General features: G+C 70.2%; 12 protein-coding genes. 7 read left to right on the forward strand and 5 right to left on the reverse strand.

Features of this window, described 5'->3' with window-relative positions:
- Window positions 1–58 precede the first annotated feature (58 nt).
- Entirely contained in the window at window positions 59–1579 is a 1521-nt protein-coding gene (locus tag IU450_RS38745; RefSeq protein WP_195154690.1) for a conjugal transfer protein TrbL family protein, read from the reverse strand.
- Between the two features lie 16 nt (window positions 1580–1595).
- On the opposite strand from IU450_RS38745, the gene IU450_RS38750 reads away from it, so the two are divergent.
- Entirely contained in the window at window positions 1596–1964 is a 369-nt protein-coding gene (locus tag IU450_RS38750; RefSeq protein WP_195154691.1) for a hypothetical protein, read from the forward strand.
- Here IU450_RS38750 and IU450_RS38755 read toward each other — a convergent pair.
- Entirely contained in the window at window positions 1951–2349 is a 399-nt protein-coding gene (locus tag IU450_RS38755; RefSeq protein WP_228835738.1) for a pilin, read from the reverse strand. The two genes, IU450_RS38750 and IU450_RS38755, sit on opposite strands and share 14 nt — an antisense overlap.
- On the reverse strand, window positions 2346–3272 hold the full coding sequence (locus IU450_RS38760) for a hypothetical protein (protein ID WP_195154692.1): 927 nt from the start codon (window positions 3270–3272) through the stop codon (window positions 2346–2348). The genes IU450_RS38755 and IU450_RS38760 overlap by 4 nt, the downstream gene beginning before the upstream one ends.
- A gap of 474 nt (window positions 3273–3746) precedes the next feature.
- On the opposite strand from IU450_RS38760, the gene IU450_RS38765 reads away from it, so the two are divergent.
- The 6 genes from IU450_RS38765 (at window position 3747) to IU450_RS38790 (ending at window position 11475) form a co-directional block, all read left to right on the forward strand.
- A complete protein-coding gene (locus IU450_RS38765; RefSeq protein WP_195154693.1) occupies window positions 3747–4391 on the forward strand; it encodes a hypothetical protein in 645 nt (214 codons plus the stop codon).
- A 49-nt stretch (window positions 4392–4440) separates the two neighbouring features.
- Window positions 4441–5457 (forward strand): TRM11 family SAM-dependent methyltransferase, encoded by a 1017-nt coding sequence (locus IU450_RS38770; protein WP_195154694.1) that lies wholly within the window; start codon window positions 4441–4443, stop codon window positions 5455–5457.
- Complete coding sequence (locus tag IU450_RS38775) at window positions 5454–7946, forward strand: type IV secretory system conjugative DNA transfer family protein (RefSeq protein WP_195154695.1); 2493 nt, start codon at window positions 5454–5456, stop codon at window positions 7944–7946. The genes IU450_RS38770 and IU450_RS38775 overlap by 4 nt, the downstream gene beginning before the upstream one ends.
- Before the next feature lie 61 nt (window positions 7947–8007).
- The gene (locus IU450_RS38780; RefSeq protein ID WP_195154696.1) at window positions 8008–9033 is read left to right on the forward strand and encodes a replication-relaxation family protein; all 1026 of its coding nucleotides are present in this window, start codon (window positions 8008–8010) and stop codon (window positions 9031–9033) included.
- A 7-nt stretch (window positions 9034–9040) separates the two neighbouring features.
- A complete protein-coding gene (locus IU450_RS38785; RefSeq protein WP_195154697.1) occupies window positions 9041–10042 on the forward strand; it encodes an NlpC/P60 family protein in 1002 nt (333 codons plus the stop codon).
- A gap of 26 nt (window positions 10043–10068) precedes the next feature.
- Window positions 10069–11475, forward strand: a complete 1407-nt coding sequence (locus tag IU450_RS38790) for a cutinase family protein (protein ID WP_195154698.1) — start codon at window positions 10069–10071, stop codon at window positions 11473–11475.
- A 90-nt stretch (window positions 11476–11565) separates the two neighbouring features.
- Here IU450_RS38790 and IU450_RS38795 read toward each other — a convergent pair whose 3' ends face one another.
- Window positions 11566–12024, reverse strand: a complete 459-nt coding sequence (locus IU450_RS38795) for a hypothetical protein (RefSeq protein ID WP_195154699.1) — start codon at window positions 12022–12024, stop codon at window positions 11566–11568.
- A gap of 93 nt (window positions 12025–12117) precedes the next feature.
- A complete protein-coding gene (locus IU450_RS38800; protein WP_195154700.1) occupies window positions 12118–12954 on the reverse strand; it encodes a hypothetical protein in 837 nt (278 codons plus the stop codon).
- Window positions 12955–13159: the final 205 nt, after the last annotated feature.

A 13159-nucleotide genomic window follows, 5' to 3' on the forward strand; every position in this document is an offset into this window, starting at 1 on the left:
CCCCAATAACCGCAGGAGGTGCAGTATGAAACGCCCATCGGGATGCGCACGATGGTGCTCACTGGAGGGTGCCTCCTCTCGGGGCGCGGGGCGCGCGGCGGCGCACGGGCAGATCGGGCATGGGCAGATGCAGCTGCCGCCCTGCCGGACGCGCCGCTGCGGGTGGTTGTGGTGGGTTCGGTGGCGGTGAGGCGGGTTTGACCCGGGTGACGGGGAACGGCAGCGGGTACTGGCCGCTGCGCGTCGGCCGAAGACGCGCGTACGGGTCGGCCGGGGCAGGCTCGGCAAAGTCGAAGGCGAGCTGTGCGGGCCGCCGCCGGGGGCGGGGGCGTTCCGGCGGCGGGATCTGTGCCGGGGGTGTGGGCCGGACCCGGCACACCGGGATCGGGAGCGGGTACTGTCCCCCGGCCCCGGCGCGGATGCCCCGGTACGGGTCCGGCGGGGTGAAGTCGAACGCGAGCTGGCGTCCCCTCGGTGTCCGGGTAGGACGCGGCGGCGGGGTGCCGGTCGCCTCGGTCGATGTCGGGCTGGGTTGCCGCGCGACCCGGCGGACTCCTTCCAGGGGCAGCATGAGCTGCCCGTCGCGTGTCGAACGCACCCGCGCGTAGGAGTCGGGAGGCCCGCCGCTGGCGGTGGCGGTGCGAGGCGCTCGCGGGGCACGGGCGGGTCGCGGCGTTCGCCGGGCCAGTGCCGCCGAGGCGGCGGTGCGGGCGCTGCTCGACGTGGACCCTTTGAGCAGGCCGAGGGTCTTGTAGGCGATGAACCCGCGCACGATCGACCCGACGAAGCTGCGGCCTTGCCCGATCTTGAGCACCGACAACAGCCACATCGGCGTCTTGATCAACACGAACATCAACGCCAAAGCGACAGTAAGGTCGGCGATCTCGTTCGCGTCGGGGCCGAACAGATGCCAGCCGCCGGGGGTGAGCAGCACCCGCAACACGGTCACCAACGTCAGCGATTGCACGACCTGGATCGCCAGGCACGCGGCGAACGAGCGCCACCACCAGCGGGCAACACCGTCGAGGCCGGGCAGCCCGTGACACATCAACGCCAGGGGTGCACCCACGATCAGCAATATCGTGATCGTGACCCGCACGACGTAGCTGATGAGCAGCACCAGCAGCATCACCGACAACGCCAACTGCAACAGCACGAACACGCCTCGGCTCTGGTGACTGGTGACCGCCAGCTCGCTCAGCGCGTCGGCGGCCGAGCCGGAGTCGACGCCGTCTCCGGCCAGCGCACCGGCGAGGGCGTTGGCGAAACCGATTCCGGCGGTGGCGATCATCATGCTCAATCCCCCGGCGGCGAACCCGACCACCAGGCGGGGTACGAGTTCGCGGATCGACCATTGGGTTTGCACGGTCTCGCGCATCATCAACAACACCCCGGCGGCCATCACGACCAGGACGTAGAGCGCGACCACGATCTGCCACGACTGATTCCACAGAGTGCCGCTCTCGGGTATCTGCCCGGGTTCGGGTGTGGTGAGCAGGGTTTGCGAGAGCAGTTCCAGCAGCGGGCTGAGCGAGGTCTCCACGATGCGCCGGAAGAACCCGTCGACCGCGTTCTCCACACAACCGTTGACGTTGGTGACCCCGCACTCCGCCGACCCCGAACCCGAACCGGATCCGCGAGTCGGTGCCGTTGTCGTGCCGGGCGTGGTCGTTGTGGGCGAGGCCGGTGTCGGGGCGGTGGTCGACGGCGGTGTCACCCACCGGCGCGGAGTTGTCGTGGTCGGTGGAGTGGTTGTCGGGGCGGGTGTGGCCGGAGCCGTGGTCACCGGCGGAGCCGGTGTCGGGGTTACGGGCTGGGCGGCGGCACCGGCGGAACTGGTGAGCGCGATCAGGACCGCGGCGAGCACCGCCGCCGCGCTGGCGGCAGCGGTGCGCGTGGTCCGCGAGAACCGGGCAGGTACGGATGATGCCTGGGCCGAGGTGGTCACGCTCAGGCTCCGATGATGGACTTGAGCACCGCGACAACGACCGGTGCCAGCATCGCCAAGGCGTAACCGAGGCACGCGGCGCGGAACGAGGTCTTGGCCTTCTCGATCTCGCTGGGATCACCGCCGCCGAGCAGATAGCGGGCCCCCGCGATGGTTAAGAACAATGTCGCCAGCCCGGCCAGGATGCCCACCAACCAGTTGCGGGCGTTGTCGATCACCTCCCCCAACGACGAGGCGATGGCGAGCACGGCCGTGTGCGGCGGTGTCGCCGAGGCAGATCCGGCGACCAGGACCAGGAGCGCCACGCTCATGGCCAGGACCGCGAGTGCTCTAGGCCAGTGCCGCCCGCGCCGAGCCGATGGCTGTGGCGCCTCGCTGAGATTCCTCTGGTTGGTGTTCATGCCGCCACCTGCCCGTGCTCGGTGCTCGACTGTGCTGGGGCTGCCGAGTGCCGGTTCGGCCGGCGACCTCGCCACGGTGACCGGTCCGGCGGCGTGAGGGCTGTGACCGCCTCGGCTTCGACCGGGCTGGTGCGCTCGGGATCGAGGTCGCGGGCGCGGTCGCTCAGCCACGCCAGCAGGGCGCGTTCGGCGCGGGGCCGCTGCTTGCGCAACTTCCACAGCGACACACCAAGTTCGGCAGCCAAGGCGGTCAGCGACCGGCCCTCCCAGCGCGAGGCCGCGATGAGTTCGGCTGCGTCGGCGGAGATCACTCCTGCGGCCACGGCTTGGGCCAGGACCGTCTCGGGATGACCCGGTCCGGACACCATCGCCTGGACCCGTTCCCCCAGCGGGGCCAGGTCGCGGTCGAGGCCTCCGACCACTGTCACGTCGGTTCGCTGCTGGGTTGCCGCCGTGAGGACGGCGCGGTAGGCACCCCACCGCAGCCGGTGCCACACCCCCGGTGCTTCCAGCCGGACGCGTAGGAGGTGGAGCAGGAACGCGGTCAGGATTTCGGACTCGATGTCGTGGCGGGCGGTGTGGCTCGATGTCACGTACTCGCTGGCGGTCCGCGACAGCATCGGCGCGGCCAGTCCGGCGCATGCGAGCATCGCGCTCTCTTCCTTGGCGCGGACTCGTTCGAGTAGCCAGACCCAGATCGCGTCGACCTCTCCCATCGGTGTCGATGGGTCCCACAGCCGCTCGCGCAACTCCCCCCACGTCCGCACCGGAGCGGCGGGGTCAGGCTGCGCTGTCGGCACCGGGCGCGGGTCGGCGGGCAAGGGTTCGGCGGCCATCCGGTCGAAGCCCGCCCACACCACTGCCAGCGGCGAGTCCGGCTTTCCGCCCGGTCCCGCGTATGTCGCGACGTGTGAATTCGTCACTACAGATCTCCTTGTTCGGTCGAGAACTTCCGACCTCGCAAGGACACCTCGCGCCCATATCCGAAACGCACCCAAACCCTATCAAAACCACACCCAAAACATATCTGAAACATATCCAAGTCACATTCTGGGCGAACTGGCGAATATTTCGCTACCCCCTCACATCCGCCCATTAGGCCGCCGAATATCCGCCCGGATATGCACATCTACCTGCGCTTGTGAACGAGCGGATAGAGCCAGGATATGAACCGGATATGTTTCAGATAGGGTGCAGATGTCGCACCTGCCTACGTCGGCAACCCGGCGTAAAAATTCTTCAAAAAAGTTTCGCACCTCAACCGAACGGACGGGCTTCCCGGCCGCCTTTTCGGTCTCAGAAAATTCTCAGAAAAATTATCGGATGGCCGTGTCCCGATTTCGGCTTTTTGGCGGAAGTAAGCGAGTACACACCGCTCTCTCGCTCAGGAGGCCGTTATGACCGCCAGTTCCAGCCGATCCCGTTCCTCATCCGCCGCCGTGCGGGTCCCCTCAACCCTGTGGGCGCTCGGGCCCGCCCCGCTCGATCCCGACGACCGTTGGCCCGACCCGGTCCTGGCGCACACGATCGCCGAGTTCTCCGAACCGGGATCACGGGTGATGCTCCTCAGTTGGCCCGCCCCCACTGCCCGGGGTGCGCTGCGAATCATCGAGCCCGACACCGCCGAAGCACTCACCACGATCGGGGATCTGGACCGCCACGGCCTCGACGCCCCCGCCGACCGAGCATGGTCCGGGGAGCCGGTCGATCTGGTCATCGCCAGCCTGCTCGCCGATCACTTCGACCCGATCGCCGCCGCCGAGCACATCACCGCGATCGCGACCGACGTGCTGGCGATGGGCGGTTTGCTGGTCGTTCTCTCCCGCTGCCGCCACAGTGACTCCGGCGTCCTGCACGACCCCGCCGGGTCTGTCGTGGCCGCCGCCCAGGCCGCCGATCTGCTCTACCTCCAGCACATCATCGCCGCACCGATCTCCGGGCACTCCATCACCGCGCCCACCGACCCAGCCCCCTCCGGCACCGCGCGCCACGCCGTCGCCCACACCGACGTCTTCGTGTTCCTCCAGCCTGCCCATGGCTGACCCAATGCGCCTCTCGCCCTGCCCGAAATCTCACCAGAAGGACGCCTCCATGACTCTCGATCCCGCCGCCACCAACACCAGCGACGCCGCCTCCGCGATCCCCACGCAGATCCGCCCGGCCGCCGTGCCGGTGTCGGTGTGGGCGACGGCCCAGAGCGCCCCGACCGCGCAGCGGCGGGGCCGGTATCACCCCGACAGCACCGCCCACCCCGCGAAGATGTTCCCGGCCATCGTGCAGCACGCGGTCGCCACCTACACCCGTCCCGGGGACCTCGTGCTGGACCCGATGTGCGGGATAGGCACCACCCTCGTCGAGTCGCTGCACCTGGGCCGCCGCGCGGTCGGTGTGGAGTACGAGAGCCGGTGGGCGCAGCTGGCGCGAACCAACATCGAGCTCGCCCGCGAAGCGGGGATCGATCTCGACGCGAATGTCTACCACGGGGACGCCCGCAAGCTGCCCGACCTGATCCCGGCAGAGCTGCGAGGCCAGGCGAGCCTGGTCATCACCTCTCCGCCCTACGGCGACTCCTTGCACGGGCATGTGCGCGCCAACCGCACGCAGCCGGTCCTCAAGACCAACCACCGCTACGGCCAGGTCCTCGACCGAGGCAACCTGGCCAACGTCGGACTCGGCCGCCTGCTCTCAGGATTCACCAAGATCCTCGCCGGAGCCGCCGAATACCTCGCCCCCGGCGGACATGTCGTGATCACTGCGCGGCCGTGGCGTCAGCACGCCGAGCTGGTGCCCCTGCCCAGCCACCTCTACACCTGCGGCGAGCTGGCCGGGCTGGTCCCGGTGGAGCGGTGCGTGGCACTGCTGGGCCGCCTCACCGAGGGCGAACTCGTCGCCCGGTCGAGCTTCTTCCAGCGCGACTTCGTCGTCAAACAGCGAGCATCGGGGCTGCCGGTGCACCTGATCGCGCACGAGGACGTCGTCATCCTCCGCAAGCCCGAGGCCACCACCGCCGCGTCCGAGCGCCGCCGCGCGAGTGGACGATTCCCTTTCGGCACCTCGGTGACGCTGCCAAGCGCCGATGCCACCGGCCCAGGATCGGTGGCCGCATGAATCCCGAACAGGGGTGGCTCGGCCGGGCGCTTGTCGCGCCCGGCCGGGTCCTGGCCGATCTGACCCACACGATCGAACACCTCCTCGCTTCTACCGACGGGCTCGCCGTGATCGCCGCCGTGATCGCCAGCCTCGCCGCGGTGCGGCTTCTGAACCGGTGGCGTCGGCATCGGCTGAGTGCACATGCCCGCCAGATCACCGTGCTCACCCCACCCGAAGTCGATGCCAAAGGCGCACTCAGCTTCTGGGCCCACCTCATCGGCCAGCTGCGCCCGGCTTGGGCCCGAACGCTGCTGGGACAGCCACACCTCGGGTTCGAGTACACCGTCACCCCCGATGAGGGGGCCGCGATCCGACTCTGGGTGCCCGGCGCGATCCCACCCGGACTCATCGAACGCGCCATCGCCTCCGCCTGGCCCGGCGCGCACACCGACACCATCGAACCAGTCCGGCCCCCGCTGCCCGACCCGGCGAAGGGCATCCGGCGGGTCGTGGCCGGAGGCGAGCTGCGCCTCGGGCGCCGCGAGGGGTTGCCGTTGAGCACCGACCACTCCGGTGATCTGGTGCGCAACCTGATCACCGCCGCCGCCGACCTCGCCCCCGGGCAGGCCACCTGCGTGCAGATCCTCGCCCGCCCGGTCACCAGCCGCCGCGTCGCCCGAGCCACCCGCGCCGCGGCGAGTACCAGCACCCGAGCTGGCATCGTGGCGGGACTCTTGCGCGAGGCCCTGAACCTACTCACCCCTGGCACGGGTCCTGCTCGTATCTCCTCCGCCGCCACGGGCGTGGGAGGAGTGCGGGCCACCGACCGCCAGACCTCACTGGAGTACAGCGCCGCCGCCCGCGCCGCAGCGGCCAAAGCACGAGGCGCGCACTGGGAAACAGTCGTCCGCTACGCCACCACGATCCCGGTCTCCGACGACCCCGAGGAAGTGAATCCGACAGCGGAGGCACGCGCGGTGGCACGCGGGCGAGCCGACGCGCTCGCCACCGTGTTCGGGGCCTGCACCGACCACAACTACTACCGGCGTCGGCGTCGCCTGCGCCTCCAGCGGTTGATCCGGCAGCGCCGCCTGGGGCGCGGCGACGTGCTGTCGGTGCCCGAGCTGGCGACGATCGCGCATCTGCCCACCGACGACGGGTTACCTGGCCTGCAGCGCGCCGGGGCACGCGCCCTGTCCCCCGCCCCCGAGATCCCTGTCGGCGGCGACCACACGAAACCGCTCGGGATGGCCGACACCGGCACTCGCCGCCCTGTCGCGGTCAAGGTGCCCGACGCCCGCCACCACCTTCACATCCTCGGCCCCACCGGTGTCGGCAAATCCACTCTCCTGGCCCGCACGATCCTCGATGACGCCGACGCAGGGCGCGGGGTGATCGTCATCGACCCCAAAGGCGACCTCGTCACCGACGTCCTGTCCCGGCTGCCCTCGCGCATGGGTGAACGGGTGGTGCTCTTCGACGCCGACTCGCCCAGCGCCCCACCATGTGTGAACCCGCTCGACATCGGCCGGATCGGGCGCGCGGGAATGGATCTCGCCGTCGACAACCTCGTGACCGTATTCCACCGGATCTTTCACCAATGGTGGGGGCCGCGCACCGACGACATCATGCGCGCCAGCCTGCTCACCCTGTGCGCCCAGCCCGGCACCGCCACCCTGGCCGACCTGCCTCGCCTGCTCACCGAGACCGCGTTCCGGTCTCGGGTCACCCGCACCACCCCCGACCCCGTGCTTCGCGGGTTCTGGGACGGCTACGAGGCCCTCTCCGACACCGGCCGCGCCCAGCTCACCGGGCCACTGTTGAACAAGCTGCGCGCCTTCCTGCTCCGCCCGTTCGTGCGTTCGGCCATCGCGGGCGGACCCTCGACCGTCGAGTTCGCCGACATCCTCGACAACGGCGGCATCTGCCTGGCACGCCTGCCGAAGGGCTCGCTGGGAGAGGAGACCTCGCGGCTGGTCGGATCGCTGCTGGTAGCGCGGACGTGGCAGGCGGTGACCGCGCGGGCTCGGGTGCCATCTGCCGATCGGCCCGACGCCGCCCTTGTGCTCGACGAGGCCCAGAACTTCCTCAACCTCTCGACCCCGATCGAGGACATGCTCGCCGAAGCCCGCGGACTGCGCCTGGCGCTACTGCTGGCACACCAGAACCTCGGCCAGCTCTCGCGCGAACTGCGCGACGGCATCTCGGCCAATGCGCGCAACAAGATCATCTTCACTGTCAGCCCCGATGACGCCCGCGACCTGGCCCGTCACACCGACCCGTGGTTGTCCGAGCACGACCTGTCGCACCTCGATGCCTTCCATGCCGCCGCTCGCCTACTGGTCGACGGTCGAAACGCGCGCCCCTTCACCCTCACCACCCAGCCTCTTGACCCGCCGATACCTGGGCGTGCCCGCGAGATCGCCGCCGCCCGTGCCCGCCTCCACGCTCCACCACCCACACCGGCCCCCTGGCCGGACGACCCACCGGCCCCGTCACCCACCTAGCAACCCAAGCAAGCCCTCGACCCTCACGCTCCGGTTCCACCCGAGAAAGGCAGTGCCACAGATGCTCTCCCGCCCCGCCCAGCAGGCCGACAGCCGCCGACCCCGACCCGAGCCCCGCTCCGCCCGTCCTCGGCCCCTCGACCTCACCACGCTCGTCGCGCGCCTGACCGAGCGCGACCGCTGGATCCTGCGCATGCTGCACGAACACCGCGTCCTGACCACCAACCAGCTCGCCGCCCTCGCTTTCCCCACCCCCGCCATCGCGTTGCGGCGTCTCACATTGCTGCACCGCTACGGCGTCCTGGAACGGTTCCGGCCCTTGCGGACCCGGGGAAGCGCACCAATGCACTGGGTGCTGGCCCCAGGCGGAGCCGGGGTGCTCGCCGCGGAGGCCGGTATCACGGTGCGCGAGTTGGGGTACAACCATCAGCGCGCCCTCGCCGTCAGCCACAGCCTGCACCTGGCCCACACCCTCGGCGTGGCCGACTGGTTCACCGCCCTGATCACCCACCCCGCCCGCGACCAGCGTGGCGAACCCGCCCAGGTACAGGCGTGGTGGTCCCAGACCCGCTGCGAGCGCCTGTGGGGAGACCTCGCCCACCCTGACGCCTTCGGCCGCTACACACACGCCGAGGACACGCTCGACTTCTTCCTCGAATACGACCTCGACACCACCCGTGGCCTGTCCAAGATCGCGGCCAAGCTGAACGGCTTCGCCGAGCTGGCCCGCACCACCGGCGTCATCACCCCCGTCTTGCTCTGGGTACCGACCATCGCGCGCGAGACCAGAACCCGCGCAGCGCTACGCCGGACCTGGGAACGGCTCCCCGACCCCGACGCCGCGCCCGTCGCCACCGCCGCCGCCGAACTCCTCACCTCAGGCCCCGAGCCCAGCCCCGCCGAACAGGTATGGCTGCCCCTGGGCACCGACACCGACCGCAAGCGCCTCCACCACCTCACCACCGTCTGGCCCCGGCGCACCCCACCAACCACCGACATCGAACCGGAGCCGACCTGGACACCGCTAGGTGGCATCGTCGCCCTGTCCCCACCGCCGCCACAGCCACCGGCCTCGGAGTTCTGGTGAGGTAGCGATGCTGGTCAAGGCACTCGGAGCGGGATTCGCGGGGTTGGCGTTCCTCACGGTCGTCATCGCGACCGTGGTCAGCGCCGTCGTCGTGTTCGACCAAGCACTCACCGCATCCAGCCCGGGAGCCTCGACCGGCACCGGCTCGTCCCCGAGTACCGAAGCCCAACAGGACATCCCGGCCGAGATGCTCGTGCTCTACCAGGCCGCTGCCGGGAACTGCCCCGGGCTGGACTGGTCGGTGCTCGCCGCGATCGGCAAGATCGAGACCAACCACGGACGCTCCACCCTGCCCGGAGTGTCCTCGGGTGAGAACGCTTCCGGTGCGGGCGGGCCGATGCAGTTCCTGGTCCCGACCTTCGACTCAGTCGTTGCGCGGCATCCCCTGCCCGCTAGTGGTGCGAGCCCGCCCTCGCGCTACAACCCCTCCGACGCCATCCACGCCGCCGCGTTCTACCTGTGTGACTCTGGCGCACCCGGCGACCTGCGAGCCGCGATCTTCGCCTACAACCACGCCGACTGGTACGTCAACCAGGTCCTCGACCAGGCCGCCCACTACCGCGCCACCGACACCTCCGGCGGCGGCTGCCAGACCGCCTCTCCCACGACTCCGACTGCCGCGCAGGTGATCTCCTTCGCCTGCGCCCAGCTCGGCCTCCCCTACGTGTGGGGCGGCAACGGACCCGACGTGAACGGCGGCTGGGACTGCTCAGGACTCACCCAGGCCGCCTACCGGTCGGCCGGGATCTCGATTCCGCGCACCACCTACGACCAGGTTCACACCGGCACCCCGGTGTCCGAGGGTCAGCTCGCGCCTGGGGATCTCGTGTTCTACGGCACCGCCGCCGACGTCCACCACGTCGGGATTTACCTCGGCGGGGGCCAGATGGTGCATGCCCCGACCTTCGATAAGCCCGTCCAGATCTCGTCCTACCGGTGGAAGGACGACGACTTCTACGCGGCCAGAAGACCCGCCCCCGCCCACAACGACTCCCCCGCCACCCCCTAACCCCCCTTGTACGAACGGAGAAGCCCATGCGCCACAACCACTCTCGAACCGTCCGCGCGGCGCTGTGCGCGGCCATCGCCGCGACCACCGTGACGGCCGGTGTCGCCGCCGCAGAACCCGCACCGGGCCGGGCCGGTACCCAGTGCCCGCGCTGGACCGCGCTGCTGGTACCGGGCACCTACGAGACAACCCCCACCGCCACCGGCCAGACCACGCCCGGGATCCTCACCCAGCTCGGGGAATCCCTGATCGCCCGCTACGGCAGCGACATCGAGGTCCGAACCCTCGCCGCACCCATCACCGGTGCGGGTTCGGTGAGCGGAGTTGACCTCGCCGCGGCGGTCTCGGGATTGTGCTCGGACACGCGAGTCGTTTTGACTGGCTACGGCCAGGGCGCCGAGGTCACCGGCGACCTCGCCACCACCATCGGCAACAACAAGGGCCCGATCCCGCCCTCCCGAGTCGTGGCCGTGACACTCGTCTCCGACCCGCGCCGTGACGCAGCCACCACCCAGCTCGGCACCCCGGTCTCCGGGCAAGGCGTCACCGGGCCGCGTTCGCAGAGCTTCGGCGAGCTGACCGACCGGGTCCGAACGCTGTGCATCGAGGGCGACAGCTACTGCTCGACCACCACGGCCGAGTCACCGGTCCTCGCCGCGGTCAGCCGCGCCCTCACCACCACCTCGGCCCCCTCCACCACAACCACAGCGAAGGTCCCCACCACCACGACGACTGCACCGACCACCGGCACGACCTCGACCGGGCAGCTCAGCGCGTCCCAGGTCCTCGCCCAGGTGGTCACGGTCCTCAACGGGCTGGCGAGCTTCACCGCGAACGTGCCCGCGATCGTGGCCGACCTCGCCCAGCTGCCCGGCCTGATCTCTGCCGGGGATCTGCGGGGCCTGCACCGCGTCTCGGGGGACCTGAACAATCAGTTCGCCCCGCTGGTCGAGTTGGCAGACGGACTCGACCTGCGCCTGGTGGCGCGCGCCCTGGCGTTGGCCGCGCCGCTGGACACCACCGGGGTCGCCACGATCGCGGCCGAGATCGTCGGTGTCCTGGCAGGTCTCGACATCTCCCGCATCGCCACCGACGTCGGCCGCGCCCAGGAGATCGCCTGGACCGCTGTGGAAACCCTCGCCGACGGTGATCCCGTGGCGGCGGTGCTGGCGCTGACCAGGCTGGCTCCGATCGCCGCCGATCTCCTCTCGGCCACCGCCAGCGCGTTCACCGGCACACAGTTCCATACCCTGACCCAGACCTACACCGCCACCACGGCCGGGGCGGGCACGGCGGGCACCACCACCAGCACGGGCACCGCCGTTCCGGCCCCCCACAACAGCCACACAGCCACGTTCGACGCCACCGGCTACGACACCGCCGCCCCCGTGCTGACCGAATGGATCGAACAGGCCATCGACCGCGTCAGGTAGCCCCGCGCTGTCCCGCACAGCGCACAGGAAGCGGCCGGTGGTGCCGAGCGAATGGCTCGGCACCACCGGCCGTTTCAGTCGGTAGGCGGGCTAGGAGACGAGCGGCGGCACGGCGCGCGGGGTGAACGCGGTCGGGGCACCCCCGTTGCGGAACCGCCACGACGGCAGCCCCTCTGGCACCGCCTCGGTCTGCTCACCGTCGCCGCCGTCACTGGTGTCCCCCTCGTCACGCCCGGTCGCCAGGGTGGCGTCGACGACCGCGCGTGCGGCGGCGTCGCGGTCGGGGTACAACGTGCCGGTCAGCGGCCCGGTCATGATCCGCACCGAACCGGTGAACGGGAAGAACTCACCCTCGGTCCGATTGAGCCGGTACCGCAGAACGATCGGCACCCACGGCACCAGCGACGGCAACACGGGCATGTTCAGCTCACGCACGGCCGCGTCCGCGATCTCGATCCACAGCGCCAGGCTGTCGGGGGCCTCGGTAGAGGCGGCGAACACCCGGTACAGGGCCGAGCCCAGGATGGCGGGGGTAGGAGTGGAGTACATAATCGAACACCTTTCTCAGGAGATACATTGAGAGGCGCGGTGTCGGACTCCCCGGAGCTAAGCCCTCCGGGGATTCCGGCATCGCCCCTTTTGTCAGGACGCGAGGGTGAATCTCTTGGGGGCCGCGCTGGTCTGGCGAGCGATCCCGTTCTTGGTCAGGGTGACCAGGGCGTTGTGCACCGCACCGCTGGACCGCCCGAGTTCCTTACCGATCTGGTGCGGGGTGAACTCCTTTCCGGGGTTGTCGCGCAGGAAGTCATCGACCTGTCCCCGCAACGCACCGGCGGGCAGCCGTTCCACCGTCGACTCCGCGTTCGCCGCTGTCGTGGCATCGGCCGGGGCCGGGGTGACAGGGGCCGGGTCGGCGGAATCGTCGCCCGTAGGGGCCGCCAGCGCCGTCTCCGCCGTCGCGTCGGGTTCGGGGTCAGCGGGCACGTCCGAGCCGGGGACCGCCACTTCCTGCGTCGGGTCGGCGGCCGGGGTGACGGACTCCAGGTCCGCCGGGGTGACCGGCACGGGCGAAACCGGTTCCGGTGTCGTGGTTTCCGGCGTCGCCGGTTCGGCCGGGGCCGCGCCGCCAGGCACGGGGACCGGGTCAACGGGCGCGGCCGGGTCGGGTTCGATGGTGGCGGGCGCGCCCGCACCAGTGGTCCACGTTTTGGCGGCCCGAGGCGATTCGGGGTCGGTGTGTGACTGTGCGCACCCGGCGGTTTCCCACTGGGCCAGCAACCGCCGCGCGGTGGACAGTCCGATCCCGGCGATGTCGGCCAGCGCGGCGGTGGTGCTGTCGGGGTGGGCCCCCAGCGCCGCCCACAACGCGCTGTCGCTGTCACGGGACAGCACCGGCACGCGACCCGACCGCGTGCCGTGTTCCGGGGCAGGCGCGGCCGTTTCCGTAGGGTCGCTGGCGGCGTTCTTCTTTTTCGACACGGGGGGTTCCTTCCAACATTGGGTTTCGTGAATTCGGTGATGTCCCGGTCGGGACGGAATCCGCACCGATCGGGGCGATTCCCCGCCGGGTCGGTGCCGTTTCCGGTTCCATGACCGCTCGATAGGGCGTGTGATGTCAAGCGGAATGTGGAAAATAGTTCCGACCCGGATGCCTCTCTTCCAGTTCTGGATGCGCACGGCACGA

Origin of the sequence: Nocardia abscessus (assembly GCF_015477775.1) — a bacterium.
Lineage (GTDB): Bacteria > Actinomycetota > Actinomycetes > Mycobacteriales > Mycobacteriaceae > Nocardia > Nocardia abscessus_A.